Here is a 24557-nt window from a genome sequence, read left to right as displayed (position 1 = left end):
GTTTTGGTATCGACGTCGCAGCCGCACGCACCGAACCACTGCCGTTCACATCAGACGGCGCGCCGGCACCTTTGACCGACGTCCGGCGACCAGGTTCGTCACTAGCCGGACATGCTGGACCCGGCTCCATCGCCGGATCCGTTGTGGAGGTAGCCGCTCCGGCCGTACGCCGTGCGCGGCGGTCCACCGTGAAAACCGCGGCCGCTGCCACCGAACCGGCAAGTACCCAACCGATTCCCGGCCGATCCAGTGGGATGAACACCGCGCCCGCGAGACCTGCGATACCAGCGGCGGGCAAAACGCCGGGCGGGCAGGCGACGTGCCGCCACCTCGGCACTTGAACCGGCCACGGCCTTGCCGCGGGCAGTCCAGACCTCGGCGGCAGTGCACTCGCCGGTGGACCGATCAGCGCACTCGCCGGATTCGACCACACACTCGGTGAGCTCGGCGCATCCGCGGTCGGCTCCGATTTCGCCGCGGGTGGCGTAGGTGATCGGTGTTGCGATGGTTCGGGTTGGTCTGGCATGGATGTCCCCTCCTATGGGTGTGCGAGATCGTCCCGGGAACTCATTGGCCCGGGTCACGAAATAGTGGAATGGGTTAAGCGGCAGGGAGAGTCACGCGGATGCGCGAGCCCGGATCGGCGACGGCTATGGTGCCGCCGTGTAGGTCGACTATCCAGCGCGAGATGGCCAGCCCCAGGCCGGTACCGCCGCCGTCGCTGCGCCCGCCGCGGGTGAAGCGGTCGAAGATGGTGGCGCGCTCGGGGATCGGAATGCCCGGGCCTTGGTCTTGGACATCGATGACGAGACCGCCGCGGTCGGCGCGGGCCTCGATGCGGACTTCACCACCGGCGGGTCCGTGGCGGGCGGCGTTGTCGAGCAGGTTGAGCAGCACCTGGTGCAAACGTGCGCGGTCTGCGAAAACGCTTGCGCTGCTCGGTTGCACGTCGGTGCGGAAGCGCACGCCGCGCCCGAGCGCCGCCGCGGCCGCCTCGGCCTCGGCGACGACCTCGGCCAAAAGCGGTGTGACGCTGAGCTCTTCGCGGTCGAGCGCACGCGCGCCGGATTCGATGGTGGACAGGTCGAGCAGTTCGGAGACGAGTCGAGCGAGCCGTTCGGTTTGGGCGAGTGCGGTGCGCAGGGTTTTGTCGTCGGGTTCGGATACGCCGTCGACCATGTTCTCCAGCACCGCATTCAGCGCGGTGATCGGGGTGCGCAGTTCGTGGGAGACATTGGCGATCAGGTCGCGGCGCTGCTGGTCGGCGGCGGCCAGGTCGGCGGCCATCTGATTGAAGGCCGCCGCCAGTTGCCCGACCTCGTCACGGGAGCTGGCCCGCACCCGGCGGGTGTAATCGCCCTGCGCCATCCGCTTGGCCGCCGCCGTCATCTCGCGCAGCGGCCGCGTGGTGCCGTGCGCGAGGATCTGCGAGGTGATCAGCGCGATCACCGTGGCCGCGATCGTCGTCTTCGGCGGCAGCCACCCGATCCGCAGCCGAAAGAACCCGAATGCCACCCCGGCCGAGCCGAGCATCAGAATCGCGAACTTCAACTTGATCGAGGTGACGGGATCCAACGGCCGCGGCAGCACCTCCGCGACCGCGTCCGATATGCCACGCAGCTTTCGTGAAACCGTCGAGCGCCACCGCGGGTCCACGCTCGCGATCTCCTCGCTCATCGCGCGTCCAGCGCATAGCCGACACCGTGCACCGTTCGGATCACATCCGCGCCGAGCTTGCGGCGCAATGCCTTGATATGACTGTCGACCGCGCGGGTGCCCGCGGCATCGGCCCAGTCCCACACCTCCTCGAGCAAACGTTCCCGGGCCAGCACCACACGGGGACGTCGTGCCAGCCGAGCCAGCAGATCGAATTCGAGCGGGGTGAGTTGGGCCTCGATATCGGCGCGCCATACGCGACGCTGGTCCACGTCGATGCGGAGGTCGCCGACGATGATGGTGGCGCCATCGCGTTCGACTGCGCGGTCCATCCGGCGCAGCAGGGCATGCACTCGGGCGGTGAGGACACGAAGCGAGAACGGTTTGGTCAAGTAGTCGTCCGCGCCGACGCCGAGGCCGATGAGCTGATCGGTTTCGTCGGTGCGCGCGGTGAGCATGAGGACCGGAATCGGGCGCGCGGCCTGTATGCGGCGGCACACCTCGAGACCGTCGAAGCCGGGCAGCATCACATCCAGCACCACCAGATCGGGCACGACCGCCTCGGCCGCCGCGACCGCCCCGGGACCGTCATGCGCCAGATCGACGGTGAACCCCTCGGACCGCAGCCGCGCCGCCACCGATTCCGCGATGGTCACCTCATCGTCGACCACCAGAATTCGTCGCGCCGCCTGCCCATTGCCCGCCGCGTGCTGTTCCATGAACCGAAACCCTAGCCACCCGCTGTGGAGAGAACCCGCACCAATTGTGGAGATTCCGTGTGGGACGGCGGCGGCTCTACGGTCGAGTCGACGACATCGAACCGTGTCCCACCTGCAACGAAAGTGAATACCGAGAAGCGGTGGTCACGGCGGACAGTTAGCGACATGGTTGCCATCGGAAGGATCGGGATACGCGTGCTGGTGGCCGCGGTCATCGTGGTCATCGCTCCCTGTGGTAACGCGACGGCCGCCCAGATGGCGACAATGGGCGGCGGCTCGGGCATTGTGCTCGACGGCCGAGCGGTATGCACCCTCACCACGGTCGGCTACGACAGCGCCGACCGGATGGTCGGACTCACCGCCGGACACTGCGCCGAGCTCGGTATGCCTGTCCAGTCCGAGACACAACAGGCAGGTGTCATCGGCACCGTCGCCGCGGTCGACCACGACAACGACTTCGCCGTCATCGAATTCGACCGCACCAAGGTCACGCCGGTTCGCCAAGTGGCGCAGACCTTTATCAGCGGCATCGGCGTACCGCCGCGACCGGGCGATATCGTCTGCAAGAACGGCCGCACCTCCGGCTTCGACTGCGGCGTGGTGTGGGATACGCACGAGTGGTGGTTCCAGAGCCAGCTCTGCTCCAAGCCAGGCGATTCGGGCGGTCCGGTCACGCTCGGCGACCGCCTGGTCGGGATGAATATCGGGCATATCGGCGTCGTGGTGCTCGGCGTGACCGTCGTCGACGCTGCCTGCGGCACGGCGGTGGTGCACGATCCGGCCGTGGCGATCGAGATCGGCGTAATCCTGGGTTTGCTGGAACGGTCGGGTGGCGTCGGCGCCGGTTTCCGGCCGCTGTGAGATCACGGCTCACATTCGGGGCCGCCCGTTCGTGCACTCGATGCCGAAATGCGCCGACTGTCAAGCGAATACGGCGTCACCCTGCTCGACTCGAACCCATTGCCGCCACCACACCCGCTCGCGTATCGGCAGGCGCTACCCGTTCAGCTCGGCAAGTAAGAAGTCGCGGGCAACACGGATGCTCGTTCGAACTGCTCCTCGTAGACGGCGAAATGGGGGCCCGGAATAAGCGCCAACTGTTTGGGCTCCAGAGCCTCGGCATAGCTCTGCAGCGCGATATCGGTGGGCGTCAGAGTGTCTTGATCGGCGATCACCATCAGCAGTGGTGTCGGAGAAACCCGGCGCAGGAAGGCTTCCGGGGCGTAGGACTGGAATTTGTCGACGCTGGAGAGGGTGACCTCGTTGCGCCATGTGGGGATCCGCGGGCCATTGGCCATCAACCAGTTGTAGACCTCGACACCCGGCATGGCGACGAGTTCGGTGGGATCATCGGAGGCCGCCTTGATCATCTGATGCGGTTTGCCCGAGGCGCGGGCCTGCCGGTCCGCGGCGATGGCCGCGTGGACCGCGGGCAGCATGATCGAGGGGACCAAACTGCGGAAGTTGGCCCAGCCGTTGGTCAGTGGCACCTGCGACACGACCGCGCGCACGCGTCGATCGGTCGCCGCGACGACCAGCACGTGGCCGCCCGCGAAACTGGTTCCCCAGATGCCGATGCGTTCCGGATCGATGCCCTCCAGTGTCTGGGCGAAGGTGATCGCATCGCGGTAGCCCTCGATCTGGGCGACCGGGTCGACTTCGTAGCGGGGTTCACCATCGGAGGTCCCGAACCGGGGGTGGTCGTACACCAGACACGCCAGTCCTGCCTTGCTGAACACTTCGGCAAATGGGGCCACCCATTCCTTGACGCCCGCGAAGCCGTGCGTCATCACCACCAAAGGCACAGGGCCCGACGCCGCTTCCGGCCGGAAGAGCCAGCCACGTAATGTCACTGCGCCACTGGTGAATTCGATATCGACCGGCATTCGATGCCCTCCATTACTTCCGTCCTGTAACGAAGGTACGGCGCGGGTGGCGCGATGTCGAAGGGCGGTGCGGCGGGCTGGCTACCATGACGAGAATGCTGAGCAACGCACACATCGAAGCCCGCATACCCACCAAGGACCTCGCCCGAGCCCGCCGCTGGTACGCCGAGAAACTCGGTCTCGAACCGGTCGAGGAACGCGAGGGCGGCCTGCGTTACGAAGGTGCCTCGGGTGTCTTCTGCCTGTTCGCCTCCGCCGGTGCGTCCGATGGCTCGTTCACCCAGATGGGTTTCTACGTCGACGACATCGAGGCCACCGTCGCGGGTCTACGGTCCCGCGGCGTGGTGTTCGAGGAATACGACGGCACCGTGAACGGGATCATGGACATCGAGGGCAACTATCCGAGTAAGGGACGAGCCGAGCGGGGCGCTTGGTTCCGCGACAGCGAGGGCAACCTGCTCGGCATCGGTCAGGTCATCGCCTGATCGCGCGGCCTGTCTCCCACGAAGTTCCTGGCTGAGCTCATCTCTCTTCGGCCTCGAAGATCTCAGATCTGAGCGAACTTCTTCGCATCCTTGCGGACGCCGAACGAGGTGACGATCTCCATGATGCCCAGGATGATCAGCCACCACCCGGCGACCAACGCCAACGTCGCCACCGACGCGACCGGCCACACGATCAGCACCACACCGCCGATCGCGGTGATGATTCCGAAGAAACCCTCCCAGCCGCGGCCCGGTAGCGAGGGCTCGGAGATCGCCGCCATCAGCAGGGCGACACCACGGAACAGCCAGCCGATACCGATCCACAGGCCTAGCAACAGAATCGAGGCCAACTCGTCACGGAAGCAGAAGACACCGATGATGATCGACAACACACCACTGATGAAGGCGAGCACCCGGATTCCGGTGCTGGTGTGCGTGCCGAATGCGGCCACCAACTGCAGGAAGCCGCTCACCACCAGATAGATGCCGAAGATGATGCCCGCGGCCACCAGGGTCACATCGGGCCAGACCAGGATCATCACACCGAGGATCACCGACAGGATGCCGGTGACCAGAACCGTTTGCCACGCACTACGCGCAAGCGACTGCAGAGGACCCTCTAGCACGCTGTTTGTCGTCATGACGTGATGTTAGGTCGCACGGCAGCCGTTTTCTGGATATTTGCTGAACGAACGCACCGGACGGCCGCTAGGCGGGTGTCGCGATATTGACCATCCACGCGATGCCGAAGCGGTCCAGGCACATGCCGAATTCGTCGCCCCACATCTGCTTCTCCAACGGCACGGTGACCGTGCCACCGGCGCACAGCTTGTCCCAGTAGCCGCGCAGTTCGTCGCCGTCGTCACCGGACAGACTGATCGAAATGCTGCTTCCAGGTTTGTATTCCATACCCGGCGGGGTATCCGATGCCATCAGCGTGAATCCGCTCGGCGTCTCCAGCATGCCGTGCATGATCAGATGCGCGCCGGGCGCGTCCTTATCCCCCATATCCCCGAAAGTCTGCATGGTCAGCGTGCCGTCGAACACATCGCGATAGAACTCCAACGCGGTGCGCGCCGAGTCGGAAAAACTGATGTACGGGTTGAGTCGGGAGGTCATAGGAACGCTCCTTGGTGGTAGTTGGCCGCCATCGCCGAGGCTAGTCCTCCGACTCGGACAGTGGGCTCGATAACGGGGTACTCGCTCACGTTTATCGCCGAGAGGGCTCGGGTAGTCATCCCTAAGTGGCTCTCATCGTGTGCCCCCATGGGGTGAAGCGGGTTGGGTCGGGTTCGCGAGTCTCGGGTGGCTAGGAGAAGAGGGTGGCGGTTGTTCTCGTGCTGCAGGCACGTGGCCTCGGTGATCTACTCACCGCGGTTCCCGCGTTGCGCGCGCTGCGACGGGCGAAACCCCACGATCAGATAATCCTCGCCGCTCCGCACCGCTTGAAGCCGATCGTCGACCTCATCGCCTCCGTCGACTCCATGATCCCGACCGCCGACCTCGGTGACCTGCGCTGGGATGCCCCCGAACCCACGCTGGCGGTGAACCTGCACGGACCGAGCGCGGAGAGCATCGTCGCGCTCACCAAGACCGACCCCGGACGCATCCTCTCCTACCGCAATCCGGCCTTTCCGGAACTCGATGGCCCGGAATGGCAGACGGATATGCATCACGTCGAGCGCTGGTGTCATCTGCTCGAATCCGACGGCATCGTCGCCGATCGCCGCAATCTCGGACTCGTCCCCCCGGTCGCGACCACAAGTCGCCGCGATTGCGTTGCCGTGCACGTCGGCGCGGGCGCACCGGCTCGCCGCTGGCCGCCGGACCGGTTCGCCGCGGTCGTGCGGCATCTGCTTGTGCTCGGCCGCGAAGTGGTCCTCACCGGTGACCCGTCCGAGCGCGATACCGCGCTGAATATCGCCGCGCGCGCGGGCCTACCCGTGGGCCGGGTGCTCGCGGGTGAACAGAACCTCATCGAACTCGCCGCCACTGTCGCCGAGGCCGCGCTCGTCATCTGCGGTGATACCGGCGTCGCGCACCTGGCCACCGCCTTCGGGACCCGCACCGTATTGCTGTTCGGTCCGACACCGCCGCGCTGGGGTGGCCCGCCACCGCACCTGCTCGGCAGGCATGCGGTGCTGTGGGCCGGTCAGCTCGGCGATCCGATGGCCGATACGCCCGATCCCGGCTTGCTGCGGATCGGCGTCACCGAGGTGATCAGCGCGGTCGACAAGCAGCTCGCCAAGCGAGCATGGCCGGGTAACGGAAACAATCGCGGGCGAACGGCGTATCGCCGCGTGGGCTGAGCACTCAGGAGTTGCCCTCGGCGCGGGCACTGCTCAAGGCGGCGGCATAGGCCGCTAGCGCGCTGGGCCAGAACTGCTCCAGATAGTCGCGCGCGTCGCCGAGTCCGCGCGGATCCAAGAAGTACAGGCGCCGATTGCCGTCCGGGCGCATCATCACCAGCCGGGCCTCGCGCAGTACACGCAGATGCTGGGAGGCCGCCGAGCTGGTTACGCCGACGAGCTTCGCGAGATCGCCGACCGACATCGGCGCGGTCGGCAATGCCTCGAAAATGGCCCGGCGGGTCGGATCGGCGAGCGCTTCGATGGCCCGGACTCCATTAGTCGCCACTGAAACAGTGTGGGCGACCGACGTCCCGCGGGTCAATTCGGGCTGATACGACATTTCACCAGGTCTCCACGGCAACCACGCCGTGTCGTTATTCAGTTGTAATCAGTCAACTGGGCTTTCGTCGATCTATGACGGTTGCCACAGGATTGGGGCGCGTACATGGCGGTACCGTACGTTCTAGCCATGCCCGTGACCGTACCGTTACCTAATCGTCTCGGCGCGACCGGTTCCCGCCGCAACCGCGCCGCAGCCCGGGTGGTTGCCACTGCCGCGGTCGTCAGCGCCGCGATCGGCGTACTGGCCGCCGCGGACCCCGACGCATTGCCCGGAATCACCGGAAGGACCGACCAGGGCGGTGACGACGTCGCCTTCACCGCATTCACCCCGCCCGAGGCCCAGATGCCGCAGACCGTTCCCGAGGCCGTCAGCTGGGACCAGAACCGGATGGCCGCCGAAGCGGCGCGGCCGCGCACCGTTCGTCCCATCGCAGGCGTGCTGACCTCGAACTTCGGCATGCGCTGGGGCGCGTTGCACGCGGGCCTCGATTTCGCCGACCCCATCGGGACCCCGATCGCCGCGGTCACCGACGGCACCGTCATCGAGGCGGGTCCGGCCTCCGGCTTCGGCATGTGGGTGCGGGTGCAGCAGGACGACGGCACCATCGGCGTCTACGGCCATGTGAACGACATTCTCGCCACCGTGGGTCAGCAGGTGCGCGCGGGCGAGGTCATCGCCACCGTCGGCAACCGCGGCTTCTCCACCGGCCCGCACCTGCACTACGAAGTCCACTCGGGCGACGGCACTCCGATCGATCCGATGCCATGGCTCGGCGCGCGGGGGATCGCCGTCGGCTTCGCCCCGGAGTAGGCGCTCGGTATCCGATTCGGCCACCGGCGCATTCGCGATTCGATGAGGGGATAGCGAGTGCATCCGGTCGTTCTAGTACCTCGGTATCAGCCGCGAATGGCGCTGCGGCGGGACGTGGCCGTGCGTCGTCGGTTCCTACCGTCGGATCATGCCGACGATCGATACCCATACCGCCCCTGGCGGTTCCGCGCGCCACCGTCGTCCCGCCGTCGTCCCGGACCTGCCGCGCGGTGGACGCCTGCATCGTCCGCTGCTGTGGATGGTCGCCGCGATGGCCGCGCTGGTCCTGTTCTCGGCCGGTGGCATGGTATTCGACGACCGGATGCTGCTCGACGAATCCGTATGGCTCAAGCCGTTCAAGTTCGGGCTCGCGTTCGTGCTCTACGGGATCACCCTGGCATGGCTGCTGTCGTTGCCGCACAAGGGAAGCCGGGTCACCTGGTTGCTGGGTACGGTGTTCGCGATCACCGGATTCGTGGACGTCGGGTTCATCGTGGTGCAGGCCGCACGCGGCACCTACAGCCATTTCAACAGCGAGACCGACGCGGTGAATTCGATCGGTCAGATGGTGTTCGCGTCCGGTGTGCCCGGCTTGTTCTTCGCGAATCTGGTTATCGTGCTGATCCTTTCGTGGCAGCGCTTGGTGGACCGGCCGACCGCGCGCGCCATTCACGCCGGACTCGGCCTCGCCGTCGTCGGGATGGCGCTCGGGTACCTGATGGGGTTCACCGGGAAACAGTTGGTACGCGACGCCGACGGCAATGTGGTCGAGCTGGTGGCCGGACATACCGTGCTGGACAACCCGTCGCTGGTCGCACGTGACGGCGTCGGCGGTATGCCGATCACGCACTGGAGCACCATCGGCGGCGATCTGCGGATCCCGCATTTCCTTGGACTGCATGCCATTCAGGTGTTGCTGCTCGCCGTTGTCGCGCTGGCCTGGCTGGCGCCGCGCCACCCGTGGCTGCGGGCCGAACGCACCCGGGCCGCGCTGGTCGGTGTGCTCGCATCGGGCTATGCCGGGCTGCTCGCGATCGTATTCTGGCAGGCCATGCGGGCCCAGTCGCTGGTACATCCGGACGGTGCGACGCTGTTCGCTGTCGGTGTATTGATCTGGATGGTTGCACTGCTGACCCTCGGCGTCTACTGGCGGGCCCGCGCCGCGGCGGATCACCGCCGCAACGCCCCGGGCGCCGTGCGACTGTTCGCTGCCGGGACGCGCACCCACGGGTAGCAGCGGCGTTCGCTTCCCTGCGAAGAGATGGAGCGAAATCTCCAGTACGGTGGTCGAGCGCGCTGAGCGTGACCAGACCCCGCAACACTCGTTCGGAAGAGCCGAGAAAGGTTGTTCAATGGCCCTGACGAATACCTTCGCCGTCATCCAGACCGTCGTACTGGCCGCATGGTTCGGCGCCATGGTCTATTCGATTGTCGTGGTGCAGCAGTTCCAGCTGCGTGCCGCCGATCCGGATGAGTTCGAGGATGTCGGTCAGCTGATGGCCAGCGGCTCGCGGCGCAGGATTCTACGGCTGGCCGTCCTGATCGCGATCTCCGGAACCGGCCTCGCCATCAGCCGCGCCACCGACACCCCCGGACCGAGCACCGAGTGGATTGTCTTGATGTGTATCAAGCTGGTGCTGTTCGTTATTGCGTGCGGTGGGTTCGCGTACCAGTCATGGTGGGTGTGGCCGAAGCGGATCTTCGCACTCCCGGAAGAGATGCCGGGCGTGCGGCGGACATTTCTGATCACGTCGCTGGTGATGACGGTGGCACTGGGCCTGATACTGGCCATCGACGTGATCGCGGCGACCGCGTAGGGTCAGGCGCCGCCCGCCATCGCGGACAGAATGGTCACCGACGAGCCTTCCCGCACCACAGTTTCCAGTCCCTGCTCGGTCCGCACATCGTTGTCGTCGACGTAGACGTTCACGAACCGGTGCAACTTGCCGTCGGTGACGATGCGGCCCTGCAGGCTGTCGTACCTGGATTCCAGGTCGGCGATGATCGCGCCGACCGTTTCCCCCGACGCCTCGACTCGTTTCTCGCCGCCGGTGTGCCGACGCAGCACCGCTGGAATACTGACCGTAACCGTCATCGGAACGTATCCTTCCTGCACCATTTCGCAGATTCGCCTCGGATAGTACGCGGGCCCGCAATAATTCGGCACGGACTGCACGGTCGACATAGAGTCGAGCAAATGGCGTCGACCGGAGAGGAGCCGCTCGTGATCGACGAGTACGATGTTGTGGTCGTCGGCGGCAGCCTCGCCGGATGCGCGGCCGCAATCAACTTCGGACGCAGGGGCTTTCGCGTCGCCGTACTCGAGGCGCATCGTGACCCCGCCTTCTATAAGCGATTGTGCACGCACCTCATCCAGCCGACCTCGTTGCCCGCGGTTCAGCGCCTTGGCCTCGATGGTCCCATCGAGGCGGCGGGCGGCGTTCGGATGCACACATCGTTCTGGACGCCGGTCGGCTGGGCGCACGAGCACAGTGTCGCCGATCTCGATCGGCACGGTTACATCCTTCGTCGATCGGTGCTCGATCCGCTCATCCGTGAAATGGCTGCCGCGGCACCGGGTGTGGATCTCGTGCTCGGCGCCAAGGTGCGGGAACTACACCGGACAGGCGGCCGAATCGACGGCGTGGTGGCACACATCGATGGTGCTGAGCGGACGGTGCGCGGACGCCTGGTCATCGGTGCCGACGGCGTGAATTCCCGAATCGCCGAGGCCGGGGCATTGCCCGCGCGCTTGTCACCGAACCGGCGGGCGAGCTACTTCGCGTACTTCCGGAACGTGCCGATCCCGGAGGGCAACTTCCGGGTCTGGTTGATGCCCCCGGACGCGCTCGGCCTGATCAACTCCGATGACGGGCTCACGCTGGTGTCGATGCTGGTGGACAAGCAGCGCGTGCCCGACCTGCTCGAGGGCAGGGAGGACTACTTTCGACGCCGCTTCGCCGAACTCCCCGATCCACCGGATCTGTCTCGGGCAGAACGGGTTTCCGACATCATCGGAACGAAGGACCGGCCGAATGTGACACGGCTGCGGATCGTTCGCCCCGGTTTGGCGCTGGTCGGTGATGCCGCACTCGCCGCGGACCCGCTGCGCGGGGTCGGCTGCGGTTGGGCGATCGAGAGCGCCGAGTGGTTGGCCGACGCCACCGCCGATGCATTGGCCACCGGTGATCCGGACCTTCTGGATGCGGCATTGCGGCGGTACCAGCGCAGGCACCGGCGGCAGTTGTGGCCGCAGCAACTGGTGTTCAACCGCAATAGCCGCCAGGCGGCGCCACCACCGCCGGTGCGAAAGCTGCTGGCGACCGCGGCCGCGGATCCCTATGTGGCCGAGCGGTTCTGGCCCGTCATCCAGCGCACCGCGTCCGCCAAGACATTGCTGTCGCGGCGGGTGCTCGCGGCGGTGCGCCGGACCGGGGGCGGCCGACTCGATGGCTGGCGCATCCCCGAGCCCACCGCGTCATCGCGTCCCGAACTCTTCATCGACCAGGTCGAATAGTTCGTCGTCGGTGACGGAGTCCAGTTCCGACCGCGATTCGTCGGTCGTCCGACGTGCGCGCATCCCGCTTTCGAGGCGAGTCAGCGTGCGGCGGACCGACTCTCGTTCGGTCTGGTCCGACAGTGATCCGAGCAGTGCTTCGATCTGCTGGAGCGCGCCGCTGATCTGGGTCATCGGCGACGGCGCCGACGGGGGCACCAGGTTGGCCGAAATGTACTGCGCTACAGCCTTCGGCGTCGGATAGTCGAAGACGAGTGTTGACGGCAGGCGTAGCCCGGTGGCCTGCGCGAGCCGGTTGCGCAGTTCGACGGCGGCAAGCGAGTCCAGTCCGAGTCCGATGAATGTTGCCGCCGGGTCCACCCGGTCGGTATCGGCGACGATCGCAACATGTTCACCGACCATTGCCAGTACGGCGGCCGCGCGCGCATCGTCGTCCAGGCCCGCCACATGCGCTGCGAGTCCCGAACCGACTTGCGGTGCTTGCGGCGTCAGGTTTCGGAGCATGTCGTGGCCGGATCCGGTCCGCAGGACGGCCGGATTGATGCGTGCTGGCACCAGTACTGGTCGCTGCGCGGTCAGTGCGGTGTCGAATAGCGCGAGGGCGGCATCGGTGTCGAGCGGATTGATACCGACGCGCTGCCACCGGGCGAGATCTGCCGGGGACAGGCGAGCAGCCATACCCGCATCGGCCCATGGTCCCCACGCCAGCGACACTGCGGGCAGTCCCGCCGCATGTCGCGCTCGCGCCAACGCATCCAGCTCCGCGTTCGCCGCCGCGTAGTTGGCTTGTCCAAGTGTGCCGAGCGTTCCCGCGATGGAGGAAAACAGCACGAATGCCGACAGGTTCAATCTGCGGGTCAGCTCATCGAGAATCCTGGCACCATCAACTTTCGGTGCCCACACCCGCTCGAACTGTTCAGTCGTCAACGACGTGACCGTCGCGTCATCGAGCACACCAGCGGCGTGGATCACCGCCGTCACCGGCGGCTCGATACCTGCCAAAACAGTCGCCACCGCGTCCCGATCGGTCACATCACACGCCACCACACGAGCGGCCCCATCGATGTCGACAGCACTATGACCACTACGACGCAACAACACCAAATGCCGTACCCCATGCGCCCGGACCAGATGCCGCGCCACCAACACACCCACACCACCGGTACCACCGGTGATCAACACCGTGCCCCCACCCAAATCCGGCATCTCTCGTGGCGCTGCGGGCACACGCTGCAACCGCGGCACCGATGCCGCACCATCACGCCACAACACCTGCGAATACCCGGACGCGACAATCGCATCCCAATCCGTACTCTCGGGATCATCGGTATCGACCAACACGATCCGGCCCGGGAACTCCGCCTGCACCGACCGCACCAAACCCCACACACCCCCGACACCGTTTCGTGTCCACACCACTAAACGCGAATCCGACTCCCCCGCAACGAATTCCCGCACCGCGTCCAACACCGCAATAACATCTGTACCGCCATCCAACCGACGCATCGGCGACGACACCACCCCGGTCGGCAATTCCACACCGACCCAATCCAACTCGAACAGCGCGTCGTTGCGGGTGATGCGGCGGCCGGTCAACTGTGACGCATCGACGGAGCGATAGACGAGTTTGTCGATCGACAGCACCGGGGCACCGAACTCGTCGACCGCTGTGATGGTCCACGCCGACTCGCCGCCGACGGTGGCCCGTACCCGCAGCGCCGTCACTGCGCTCCGGTAGCGGCGGACGCCGTTCCAGCTGAACAACATTCGGCCACTGCCGGTGCCGTCGATCGAGACCATCGCACCGCCGTGCAACACGGCGTCGAAGAGGCCCGGATGCAGTCCGTAAGCGGTGACGTCGCGGTGGACCTCCGGATCCAGGGCGACCTCGACGTAAAGGTCGCCGTCCCGGAGCCACGCCGCTTGCGCACAGCGGACGGTGGGGCCGTAGTCGAACCCGACTTCGGCCAACCGACCGTAGATGTCGGCTACGCCGATCGGTTCCGCGCCATGCGGCGGCCAGGGGGTGAGGGCGTCGAAAGCGGTGAGGTCGCGATCGCGGGCAGGAGCGATCGAACCCGTGGCGTGGCGAGTCCAGTCGGCATCGTCGGTGTCGGGCCGTGAGTACACCGCGACCGGGCGTGCACCGGATTCGTCCGCGGCACCCACGGTCACCTGGATCTGCACTGCCTCATCGGATTCGAAAGTCAGCGGCACGCCGAGGGTGAGCTCGTCGAGGTATTCGCAATCGAGCTGTTCACCAGCGCGCAGAACCATTTCCACGAATGCTGTTCCGGGCACGACGACCACATCCAGCAGCAGGTGATCGGCAATCCACGGATGGGTTTGCACGGACATCCGACCGCCGAATATATGCTCGTCGGCTCCCGCCACCGCCAGCGTGCTGGTGAGAATCGGGTGGTCGAGCGGATTGGTGGCTGCGGCGGGTTGTGGGTCGAGCCAGTAGCGCTGGTGCTCGAACGGATAACCGGGCAGATCGACCCGCCGCGCGCCCTGACCGGCGAAGAACCGCGACCAGTCGACATCGACACCGACGCAATGCGCTTCGGCGACCGCGCGGACGAGAGTTTCGACCTGGCCACGCCCGCGACGCTGAGTCGCGACCACAGCTTCGGCATCGATCAGCCCCGCCAGCACCGCATCCGGACCGACCTCGACAAAACGAGTACCGCCCGCTTGTCGCAGCGCGGCGACACCGTCGGCGAAGCGGACCGGTTCACGCACCTGCCGCACCCAATACCCCGGATCCGCCAACAGGTCCGACTCGAGCTCGCCGGTCACATTCGACGCGATCGGGATACGGGGCCGCTGCCACGCGAGTTCCGCACACAGTGTGGCGAATTCATCGAGCATCGGCTCCATCAACACCGAATGGAACGCATGACTGACCGTCAGTCGGCGGGTGCGGCGGTCTGCCCAACGTGCTTCGAGTTCGGCGATGCCCGCCTCCGGACCTGATACCACGACCGACCCGGGAGCGTTGATCGCCGCGACCGAAACCTGATCAGGAAGGTCACCGATCTCGCCGACCCTCCCGACCTGACCCAGCCGCCCGGCGTCACCGGCATCACCGAACCCACCGGTCTCGTCGACCTCGTCGATCTGGACCGCCAGCATCGCCCCACCCGCAGGGAGCCCCGCCATCAAACGACCACGAGCACCCACCAAACGCACCGCATCATCCAGCGACAACACCCCCGCCACATGCGCGGCGGTGATCTCACCGACCGAATGCCCGATCACCAAATCCGGTATCACACCCCACGACCCGAGCAGACGCGTCAGCGCAACCTCGACCGCGAACACACCCAACTGCGTGTTGTCCGTGCGATCCAAATCGGTGCCGGATGCGAAAAGCCAGGCCGGATCACAAATCTCACGCACCACGTCCGCGAACACCGGAAACGCATCGAACAGCTCACGCCCCATCCCCGCGTACTGCGCACCCTGCCCCGGGAATACGAAAACCGTCTTCCCATCCACCACCCGCCGCACGGCAAGGTCAGTGACGGTATCGGCGGCTGACACCAATAATGTCGCGCGCCAATTCAAATGCGCCCGCGCGGTCGCGAGCTCGAAGCCCACATCGACAGCCGACTCCGCCGCTGTGCGTACGCGCTCGAGCAACGTCCGCACCGCCGCCTCGGATTTGCCCGACACCACCCACGGCACCACCGGCAATGGATTGCCCACGGCATCAGGTGAATCCGGCGCCTCCTCCACGATCAGATGCGCATTCGTCCCACTGATCCCGAACGATGAGACCGCCGCGCGCCGTCGCCCCCTCCGCTCCCACGGGCGCGATCGCGTCAACAGTTCGACTCGGCCCGAAGCCCAATCCACATGTGGGCTCGGCGCGTCCACATGCAGCGTCGAAGGCATCACCCCACGCCGCATCGACTCCACCATCTTGATCACACCGGCCACACCCGCGGCGCCGACCGTATGCCCGATATTCGACTTGATCGACCCCAGCCACACCGGCTCACTCCGACCCTGACCGTAGGTGGCGAGCAATGCCTGTGCCTCGATCGGATCGCCCAACCGGGTACCGGTGCCGTGCCCCTCCACCACATCAACGTCCGACGCCGACAAACCCGCGCTCGCCAGCGCGGCCCGAATCACCCGCTCCTGCGATGGACCATTCGGCGCCGTCAAACCATTCGACGCACCATCCTGATTCACCGCACTCCCACGAACCACACCGAGAATCCGATGACCACGCGAACGAGCATCCGAAAGACGCTCCAGCACAACCAAACCCGCCCCCTCGGCGAACCCGACACCATCGGCCGCCGCGCTGTAGGACTTGCTTCGACCATCCGGTGACAATCCCCGCTGCCGCGCGAAGTCCACAAAAAGATACGGCGATCCCCATACCGACACGCCACCCGCCAGCGCCATGGAGCAGTCGCCCGCGCGCAGGGCTTGGCAGGCCAGGTGCAGGGCCACGAGCGACGATGAGCACGCCGTATCCACCGTGACCGCGGGTCCCTCGAACCCGAAGATGTAGGCGAGCCGTCCGGACAGGACGCTCTGGGTGGTACCGGTGAGCCGGAAGCCCTCGAGGTCGCCGGATACGCGCGCGTGATAGTCGGAGATACTCGATCCGGCGAAAACGCCGACGTCGGTGCCGCGCAGAGCTTTCGGGTCGAGTCCGGCGTCCTGCATCGCGTCCCAGGCGACCTCGAGCAGCACCCGCTGCTGCGGATCCATCGCCGCCGCCTCACCCGAACCGATCCCGAAGAAACCCGCATCGAATCCGGCGACATCGTCGAGGAACGCGCTCTCCCGAATGTAGACGGTGCCCGGCACGTCCGGGTCCGGATCATAGAGCCGCTCGAGGTCCCAGCCGCGATCGGTCGGGAATCCCGACACCGCGTCGACGCCCCGGAATACGATGTCCCACAAGTCGTTCCGCGATCCGACGCCGCCCGGGAAGCGGCATCCGATGCCGACAATCGCGAGCGGCTCGTCGGCGCGGATCTGTTCCACTCGTTCGACGGGCGCGGTGCGGGCCGCGATGTTTCGCACGTTCCCGAGTAGGTACCGGGCCAGGGCCGTCGGCGTCGGGTAGTCGAAGACGAGGGTCGACGGCAGCCGCACGCCGGTCTCCTCGGTGAGCCGGTTGCGCAGTTCGACCGCGCCGAGGGAGTCCAGTCCGAGGTCGGCGAAGCTGCTCGCGGGGTCGATCCTGGTGCGTTTGTTGGTGACCACGCCGACGTGCGCACAGACGAGATCGACCATCGCGGCTTCGCGTTCGGCCTCGTCGAGCCCGGCCAGCCGTGCACGCGAGCCGGAGCCGCGCTCGCTGCGCGGCACCAAGCCGCTGAACACCTCCTGCTGTGCACGGTGCGGGTTGATCTGCGCGGCGATCAGCGCTGGTCTTTGCGTCGTCAGTGCGGCGTCGAATAGTGCGAGGGCCGCGTCGGTGTCCAATGGGGTGATACCGAAACGCTGCCACCGGGCCATGTCTGCCGGGGACAGGCGAGCAGCCATACCCGCATCAGCCCACGGCCCCCACGCCACCGACACCGCGGGCAGACCCGCCGCATGCCGCTCCCGCGCCAACGCATCCAACTCCGCATTCGCCGCCGCGTAGTTGGCTTGTCCAGGTGTGCCGAGGGTTGCGGCCATCGAGGAAAACAGCACGAACGCCGACAGGTTCAACTCACGGGTCAACTCATCGAGAATCCTCGCACCGTCAACCTTCGGCGCCCACACCCGCTTGAATTGCTCAGCCGTCAACGATGTGACAGTCGCGTCATCGAGCACACCGGCAGCGTGGATCACCGCAGTCACCGGCGGCTCGACACCTGCCAAAACACTCGCCACCGCGTCCCGATCGGTCACATCACAGGCCACCACACGAGCGGCCCCATCGACATCAGCGCTACCACCACGACGACTCAACAGCACCAAATGCCGTACCCCGTGCGCCTGTACCAGATGCCGTGCCAACACTGCACCCACACCACCGGTACCACCGGTGATCAACACCGTGCCCCTACCCCAATCCGGCATCTCTCGGGAGGGAACCGGCACCCGTACCAGCTGCGGCACCGACGCACCACCATTACGCCACTGCACCTGTGAATACCCGGACGCGACAATCGCATCCCAATCCGTACTCTCGGGATCATCGGTATCGACCAACACGATCCGGCCCGGGAACTCCGCCTGCACCGACCGCACCAAACCCCACACACCCCCGATTCGGTTTCGTGTCCACACCACTGAACGCGAATCCGACTCCCCCGCAACAAATTCCCGCACCCCATCCAACACCGCACCAACACCCGCACTACCATCCAACCGCCGCACCACGGCCGAGCCGGACCGACTCGGCAATTCCACACCGACCCAACCCAACTCGAACAGCGGAGTGCGCCCGCGGGAGTCGACATCGAAGGTGCGGAACACGATTTCGTCGATCGACAGCACCGGCCGACCCGAATCATCCACCGCGGCGATCGAGAAGCCTGCCGAGCCCGTCGGCGTCGAGCGGACCCGCAGCCGGGTCGCCCCGGTGGCGTAGCACCGGACGCCTGACCAGCTGAACAGCAGTCGGCCCTTGCCCGGCGGCAGATCCTCGGCGAGTGCGTACTGTGCGAATCCCGCGTGCAGCGCGAGGTCGAAAAGGGCCGGATGGATACCGTAACCGCTGGCGTCGCCGTGGAATTCGTCGGCGAGCGCCACTTCCGAGAAGATCTCGCCGTCACGGCGCCAGGCCGTCTCTATGCCGAGGAACGCCGGTCCGTAATCGAGGCCCGAGGCGTCGCTGATCCGTTGGACGATCCATTCCGGCGCGACGGTCTCGGAGTCGGTGGGCGGCCAGTGGGGTTCGCCGATAAGGCGTTGGAGTGAGCGATCAGTATCCGGCCCCGGGGTGGCTCCGGAGTAGGTCCCGCTGGCCGAGCGTATCCATTCATCGTGGTCGGTGAGCCGGAACGCGACCGTGAACGAGCGCCGACCGGTCTCGTCGGGTGCGTCGACCAGCAGTTGGAGTTCGACAGCGCCGGTGTCGGGCGGCAGGATGGGCGCCTCGTGGGTCAGCTCTTCGATTACGCCGCAACCGATCTCGGTCGCGGCGCGGGTGAGGAGTTCGACCGTCGCCGTCCCGGGCAGCACCGGGTTGCCCACGGAGATGTGGTCGCCGACCCATCGGTGCGTCGGCAGTGTGAATCGGCCGGTGAACAGCCATTCGTCGGCTCGAGCGAGCGAAACGGCGGCGGTGAGGATCGGGTGGTCGAACGCGCTGTCGGCGGGGCGTGTGGTCAGCCAGTAGCGTTGGTGCTCGAACGGATAGCCGGGCAGATCGGTCCGTTTCGCACCCTGACCGGCGAAGAACCGCGACCAGTCGACATCGACACCGACGCAATGCGCTTCGGCGACCGCACGAACGAGAGTTTCGACCTGGCCACGTCCGCGACGCTGAGTCGCGACCACCGCCTCCGCATCGATCAGCCCCGCCAGCACCGCATCCGGACCCACCTCGACGAACCGAGTTGCACCCGCCTGACGCAGCGCGGCGACACCGTCGGCGAACCGCACGGGTTCGCGCACCTGCCGCACCCAGTACGCCGGATCCGCCATCAGGTCCGACTCGAGCTCGCCGGTCACATTCGACGCGATCGGAATCTGCGGTGAATGCCACGCCAGTTCCGCACACACCGAGGCGAATTCATCGAGCATCGGCTCCATCAACACCGAATGAAACGCATGACTGACCGACAGCCGCCGACTGCGCCGATCAACCCAGCGTTTTTCGAGTTCGGCGATGCCCACCTCCGGGCCCGACACCACCACCGACCTTGGTGCATTGATCGCGGCCACTGAAACCCCATCCGGCAAGTCACCAACCATGCCGACCTGGTCGACCCCGGCGATTTCGCCGACCTGGCCGATCGCGCCTATCTTCTCGACCGCATCGATCTGGACCGCCAGCATCGCCCCACCCGCAGGGAGCCCCGCCATCAAACGACCACGAGCACCCACCAAACGCACCGCATCATCCAGCGACAACACCCCCGCCACATGCGCGGCGCTGATCTCACCAACCGAATGCCCGATCACCACATCAGGCACCACACCCCACGATCCGAGCAACCTCACCAACGCCACCTCGACCGCGAACACACCCAACTGCGTGTTGTCCGTGCGATCCAAATCAGTGTCGGGCGCGAAAAGCCATGCCGGATCACAGATCTCACGCACAGCATCCGCGAACACCTCGAACCGATCGAACAGCTCACGCCCCATCCCCGCGTACTGCGCACCCTGGCCGGGGAACACGAACACCGTCTTACCCGCTACCGCCTGCCGCGCGACAATGCCATCGACAACGGAGTCGGAACTCAATAGCGCTGCGCGCCAATCCAAATGCGCCCGCGCAGTCGCCAGCTCGAACCCGATGTCGACCGCCGACGCCTCCACCGTGCGGACCCGCTCCGACAAGGTCCGCACCGCCGCCTCGGATTTACCCGACACCACCCACGGCACCACCGGCAACGACGGATTCCCCACCACGTCAGGCGCAGGCGGCGCCTCCTCCACGATCAGGTGCGCGTTGGTCCCACTGATCCCGAACGACGACACCGCAGCCCGGCGCGGCCGACCCACCGACTCCCACGACCTTGCCTCGGTCAACAACCGCACATCCCCCACCGACCAATCCACACGCGAACTCGGCGCATCCACATGCAACGTCGCAGGCATCACCCCACGCCGCATGGCCTCGATCATCTTGACCACCCCGCGACCCCAGCGGCCGCCTGAGTGTGCCCCATATTCGACTTGATCGACCCCAACCACACCGGCTCACTCCGACCCTGACCATAGGTCGCCAACAACGCCTGCGCCTCGATCGGATCACCCAGCGTCGTACCAGTACCGTGGCCTTCCACCACATCAACATCCGACGCCGACAAACCAGCACTCGCCAACGCCGACCGAATCACCCGCTCCTGCGACGGACCATTCGGCGCCGTCAAACCATTCGACGCACCATCCTGATTCACCGCACTCCCACGAACCACACCCAAAACCCGATGACCATTAGCGCGAGCATCCGAAAGACGCTCCAACACAAGAAGACTCGCACCTTCCGACCAACCGACACCGTCGGCAGCCGCACTGAACGATTTGCACCGGCCGTCCGGAGCCAGACCGCGCTGCCGCGCGAACTCGACGAACAGGAACGGCGATGCCATAACCGCCACTCCGCCCGCCAAAGCGACCGAGCATTCCCCCGCGCGAACCGCGGCGCACGCCAGATGCAATGCCACCAGTGACGACGAACACGCCGTATCCACCGTCACCGCGGGACCTTCGAACCCGAAGACGTAGGCGGCTCGACCGGAGATCACACTCTGATGGCGGCCGGTCAGTCGGAGCCCTTCGGTGGCCGCCGAGTTCCCCTGATAGTCCGAATCGCTAGCACCGACGAACACACCGACCTCGGTGCCACGCAAGGCATTCGGGTCGAGTCCGGCGTCCTGCATCGCATCCCAGGCGACTTCCAGCAACACCCGCTGCTGCGGATCCATCGCCGCCGCCTCACCCGGACCGATCCCGAAGAAACCCGCATCGAATCCGGCGACATCGTCCAGGAATCCGCCACCGGAGGAGTACACCGTGCCGGGCTTGTCCATATCGGGGTCCAATAATCGGTCGAGATCCCACCCCCGATCGGTCGGCCATCCCGACACCGCGTCGATGCCACCGGCGACCATGTTCCACAGCGCATCCCGCGACGAAACTCCGCCAGGGAATCGACAGCCGACACCGACGATCGCGACGGGCTCATCGGAGCGGGTGGCGGCCGGTGTGTCGGGCGGGCGCGGCACGACGCCGGTGATGCGGTCCCGCACGAATCCGATGACCGCGGCTGGCGTCGGGTAGTCGTAGACCAAGGTGGCCGGGAGCGCGACCCCAGTTGCCCGGACAAGTCGGCTGTGGAGTTCGATCGCGCCCGCCGAGTCGAGCCCGAGATCCTTGAACGAGCGGCGGTCATCGACCTCGCCGCCCGACGGGTAGCCGAGGACGGCGGCAGTCTGTTCGACGACAATGGCACCGACGTCGGGATCGCGCTCGGTGCGCTCCCGGATCGGTGTGTCCGGCACGGGAGTTGCGGGGTCGGTGCAGACCGTGTCAGCGGTCGTGTCGAGCCAGTGGCGGTGGCGCTGGAATGCATAGGTCGGGAGGTCGGTGCGGTGCGCGCGATGTGGACCCCACCAAGTCTGCCAATCCACCGGCAGCCCGTTGGTATGGGCGGCGGCGAGGGCGGCGGTCAGCCGGTCGGTGCCGCCGTCTCCGCGTCGCAGCGTGTCGAGGATCGCCGCGGGCGTATCCGCGGCGATCTGCCGCATAGCCATGACGAGTCCCGGATTCGGAGACACCTCGACAAGTGTTCCGGCACCCGAATTCAGCACGGCGGCAACGGCTTCCGCGAAGCGGACAGGCTCGCGCAGGCCGCGGTACCAGTAGTCGCCGTCCAGCATCGCGGTGTCGATCGGCGCGCCGGTGATCGTCGATACCATCGCCACCCGACCGGACTGCGGCGCGATGTCCGCGAGGTCGGTGTGTATCCGCTCGCGCAGCCCCGCCACCTGTGGTGAATGTGACGCGTAGTCCACCGGGATGCGGCGGGCCCAGATGCCATCGCGCTCGCACTCGTCGACGAGAGTCCGGACCCGTTCCGGCTCACCCGATACGACAACCGATCCCGGCGCATTCACCGCCGCGACAACGACGCCATCCGGCAGTCGTCGCCGAATCTCATTCTCGCCCAGCGCGATCGCGGCCATCGCACCCCGGCCCGCCAACTGCCGCGCGATGGCTCGGGAGCGGAGCACGATCACGCGCGCCGCGTCGGCGACGGTCAGTCCACCGGCAACCGTTGCCGCGGCGATCTCACCCTGCGAATGCCCGACCACGATATCCGGCGTGACCCCGAACGCACCCCAGGTGGCGGCCAGCGACACCATGACCGCCCACAGCGCGGGCTGCACCACGTCGACACGGGCCAGCAGCGCCTCGTCACCGAGTGCCGCGCGCAACGACCAGTCCACACCTTCCACGGCCGCCAGCGCTGCTGCGCATTCGTTCATGGCGGCACCGAATTCGCCGACCGCATCCCATAATTCGAGTCCCATCCCGACCCATTGGCCACCCTGGCCAGGGAAAACGAAAACGGTCGGACCCGTCACAACCCGTCCGTAGATCGGACCGGGCGAACCGGCGGCCACCGCATCCAGTCCACTCAGCAGGGCGTCGCGATCCGCGCCGAGTACGGCAGCCCGCTCGGGTAGCGCGGCCCGCGTGGTCACCAGGGAGTATCCGATATCGGCGAGACCCACCGCGGGGTTCGCTTCCAGCCATGCCTGTAGGCGGCGCGCTTGTCCGCTCAAACCTGCGGTTCCGACCGCGGACAGCAGGAACGGCATTGTGCCACCGGAGGTTTCGCCGCTCGACTGGACTGCCGAGGGTGGTGCCTCTGCCAGGATCAGGTGGACATTCGAACCACCCATGCCGAACGACGACACACCCGCGCGGCGCATGCGCGGGCCGCGCAGCCACGGTTCGGCCGCATCGACAACGCGGATGCCGCACTCCGCCAATGGAATCCGTGGGTTCGGCGTAGCGTAGTTGAGACTCGGTGCGAGCGTGCCACGATCGAGACACAGCGCGGCTTTCACCAGGCCCGCGATCCCTGCGGCACCCTCGAGATGGCCGATATTGGTTTTGACCGACCCCACCCGCAAGGCATCGGCGCGGTGCTTGCCATACGCGGCGCCGAGGGCCGCGGCCTCGATCGGATCGCCGACGGGTGTGCCGGTCCCGTGCAGTTCGACGTAGTCGATGTCGGCGGGATCGAGTGCGGACCGCGTGAGCGCCCGGCGGATGACATCGGCTTGGGCGTCGCTGCTCGGTGCGGTCAGCCCGTGTTCTCCGCTGCCGGTGTTGATCGCACTGCCCTCGACGACCGCGTAGATCCGCCTGCCGTTGGCGAGTGCGTCGGCCAGGCGCTCGAGGACGACGATCGCGCCGCCCTCGCCACGCACGTGACCGTTGGCGCGGGCGTCGAAGGCGTAGCAGCGGCCATCGGGCGACAGTGCGCCGAATTCGGCCGCCATCGCGTTGCCGAACGGCGAGAGTATGAGGTTGACGCCGCCCGCGAGTGCGAGCTGCGATTCACCGCTGCCCAGGCTTTCACAGGCCAGATGCACGGCGGTGAGCGACGAAGACTGCCCGGTGTCGACGGCGAGACTGGGCGCGCTGAAACCGAGGGTCCGAGATATCCGGTTCGCGATGATCGAACGACCCAGCCCGGCGAACGTATGCCGGGTGACGGCCTCGGGTCCACGCCGAGCGACGAGGTCGGCGTAGTCGCCGCCCATCACGCCGATGAAGACGGCGGTGCGTGCGGGTGCGGTGTCCGGCGCGATCCGGGCGTCTTCCAGTGCCTCCCAACCCAATTCGAGCGCCAGGCGCTGCTGCGGGTCGATCGCGGCCGCTTCCTTCGGCGAGATGCCGAAGAACGCGTGATCGAACTGGTCCGCGCCGTCGACGAAGCCGCCGCGGGGCAGGCCGGCGGGCCGGTCCGCGGGGACCTCGCCGATCGTCTCGCGGCCGTCGCGCAATACCGACCACAACTCGTCCGGGCCGTATGCGCCGGGGAACCGACAGGCAATACCGACGACGGCAATGCCGGTGCGGGACTCGACCATCGAGTTCGACCTCCGTTCCACTCTCTAACCGAGGTCGA

The 24557-nt window shown here is 66.6% G+C and carries 16 protein-coding genes; 7 read left to right on the top strand and 9 right to left on the bottom strand.

Translation table 11 applies throughout. The annotated features are described in order from the left end of the window. Positions 1–600 precede the first annotated feature (600 nt). Positions 601–1533, bottom strand: a complete 933-nt coding sequence (locus tag NA5_RS25970; protein ID WP_371856461.1) for a HAMP domain-containing sensor histidine kinase — start codon at positions 1531–1533, stop codon at positions 601–603. Between the two features lie 140 nt (positions 1534–1673). Beyond that, complete coding sequence (locus NA5_RS25965; protein WP_084484416.1) at positions 1674–2375, bottom strand: response regulator; 702 nt, start codon at positions 2373–2375, stop codon at positions 1674–1676. A 165-nt stretch (positions 2376–2540) separates the two neighbouring features. Between NA5_RS25965 and NA5_RS25960 the strand changes: the two genes are divergently transcribed. Continuing rightward, positions 2541–3236 carry a S1 family peptidase gene (locus NA5_RS25960; protein ID WP_063813579.1) on the top strand — a complete coding sequence of 232 codons (696 nt, stop codon included), beginning with the start codon at positions 2541–2543 and terminating at the stop codon, positions 3234–3236. Positions 3237–3379: 143 nt separating this feature from the next. On the opposite strand, the gene NA5_RS25955 is transcribed toward NA5_RS25960, so the two are convergent. Next, positions 3380–4261 carry an alpha/beta hydrolase gene (locus tag NA5_RS25955; protein WP_062990538.1) on the bottom strand — a complete coding sequence of 294 codons (882 nt, stop codon included), beginning with the start codon at positions 4259–4261 and terminating at the stop codon, positions 3380–3382. Positions 4262–4356: 95 nt separating this feature from the next. Between NA5_RS25955 and NA5_RS25950 the strand changes: the two genes are divergently transcribed. Continuing rightward, the gene (locus NA5_RS25950; protein ID WP_157110634.1) at positions 4357–4746 is read left to right on the top strand and encodes a VOC family protein; all 390 of its coding nucleotides are present in this window, start codon (positions 4357–4359) and stop codon (positions 4744–4746) included. 62 nt (positions 4747–4808) lie between these two features. Here NA5_RS25950 and NA5_RS25945 read toward each other — a convergent pair whose 3' ends face one another. Together NA5_RS25945 and NA5_RS25940 are read right to left on the bottom strand one after the other, a co-directional pair. Beyond that, positions 4809–5387 carry an HdeD family acid-resistance protein gene (locus NA5_RS25945; RefSeq protein WP_062990535.1) on the bottom strand — a complete coding sequence of 193 codons (579 nt, stop codon included), beginning with the start codon at positions 5385–5387 and terminating at the stop codon, positions 4809–4811. A gap of 67 nt (positions 5388–5454) precedes the next feature. Next, positions 5455–5865 (bottom strand): VOC family protein, encoded by a 411-nt coding sequence (locus tag NA5_RS25940; RefSeq protein WP_062990533.1) that lies wholly within the window; start codon positions 5863–5865, stop codon positions 5455–5457. A 203-nt stretch (positions 5866–6068) separates the two neighbouring features. On the opposite strand from NA5_RS25940, the gene NA5_RS25935 reads away from it, so the two are divergent. Next, the gene (locus NA5_RS25935) at positions 6069–7055 is read left to right on the top strand and encodes a glycosyltransferase family 9 protein (RefSeq protein ID WP_062990531.1); all 987 of its coding nucleotides are present in this window, start codon (positions 6069–6071) and stop codon (positions 7053–7055) included. A gap of 4 nt (positions 7056–7059) precedes the next feature. Here the strand turns inward: NA5_RS25935 and NA5_RS25930 are convergent, their stop codons facing one another. After that, positions 7060–7383 carry an ArsR/SmtB family transcription factor gene (locus NA5_RS25930; protein WP_062990633.1) on the bottom strand — a complete coding sequence of 108 codons (324 nt, stop codon included), beginning with the start codon at positions 7381–7383 and terminating at the stop codon, positions 7060–7062. 183 nt (positions 7384–7566) lie between these two features. Between NA5_RS25930 and NA5_RS43280 the strand changes: the two genes are divergently transcribed. The 3 genes from NA5_RS43280 to NA5_RS25915 all read left to right on the top strand — a co-directional run bounded on the left by NA5_RS43280 (position 7567) and on the right by NA5_RS25915 (position 10067). Next, on the top strand, positions 7567–8250 hold the full coding sequence (locus NA5_RS43280; protein WP_084484423.1) for a M23 family metallopeptidase: 684 nt from the start codon (positions 7567–7569) through the stop codon (positions 8248–8250). A gap of 148 nt (positions 8251–8398) precedes the next feature. Next, on the top strand, positions 8399–9484 hold the full coding sequence (locus tag NA5_RS25920) for a hypothetical protein (protein ID WP_062990529.1): 1086 nt from the start codon (positions 8399–8401) through the stop codon (positions 9482–9484). A gap of 118 nt (positions 9485–9602) precedes the next feature. Further along, positions 9603–10067, top strand: coding sequence for a hypothetical protein (locus NA5_RS25915; protein WP_062990527.1), 465 nt, complete (start codon positions 9603–9605; stop codon positions 10065–10067). 2 nt (positions 10068–10069) lie between these two features. Here the strand turns inward: NA5_RS25915 and NA5_RS25910 are convergent, their stop codons facing one another. After that, a complete protein-coding gene (locus NA5_RS25910) occupies positions 10070–10345 on the bottom strand; it encodes a MoaD/ThiS family protein (RefSeq protein ID WP_062990629.1) in 276 nt (91 codons plus the stop codon). Between the two features lie 102 nt (positions 10346–10447). Here NA5_RS25910 and NA5_RS25905 point away from each other — a divergent pair, with 102 nt between their 5' ends. Next, on the top strand, positions 10448–11767 hold the full coding sequence (locus NA5_RS25905) for an NAD(P)/FAD-dependent oxidoreductase (RefSeq protein WP_062990525.1): 1320 nt from the start codon (positions 10448–10450) through the stop codon (positions 11765–11767). Here the strand turns inward: NA5_RS25905 and NA5_RS25900 are convergent. Both NA5_RS25900 and NA5_RS25895 read right to left on the bottom strand, forming a co-directional pair. Continuing rightward, the gene (locus NA5_RS25900) at positions 11729–20533 is read right to left on the bottom strand and encodes a type I polyketide synthase (protein WP_062990523.1); all 8805 of its coding nucleotides are present in this window, start codon (positions 20531–20533) and stop codon (positions 11729–11731) included. The two genes, NA5_RS25905 and NA5_RS25900, sit on opposite strands and share 39 nt — an antisense overlap. Next, the gene (locus NA5_RS25895; protein ID WP_062990521.1) at positions 20530–24519 is read right to left on the bottom strand and encodes a type I polyketide synthase; all 3990 of its coding nucleotides are present in this window, start codon (positions 24517–24519) and stop codon (positions 20530–20532) included. Before NA5_RS25895 ends, NA5_RS25900 begins: the two co-directional genes overlap by 4 nt. Positions 24520–24557: the final 38 nt, after the last annotated feature.

The sequence above is a fragment of the Nocardia anaemiae NBRC 100462 genome (assembly GCF_001612725.1).
Lineage (GTDB): Bacteria > Actinomycetota > Actinomycetes > Mycobacteriales > Mycobacteriaceae > Nocardia > Nocardia anaemiae.
The sequence above is the reverse complement of the archived record's forward strand: the minus strand, read 5'-3'. Positions and strand labels throughout refer to the sequence as shown.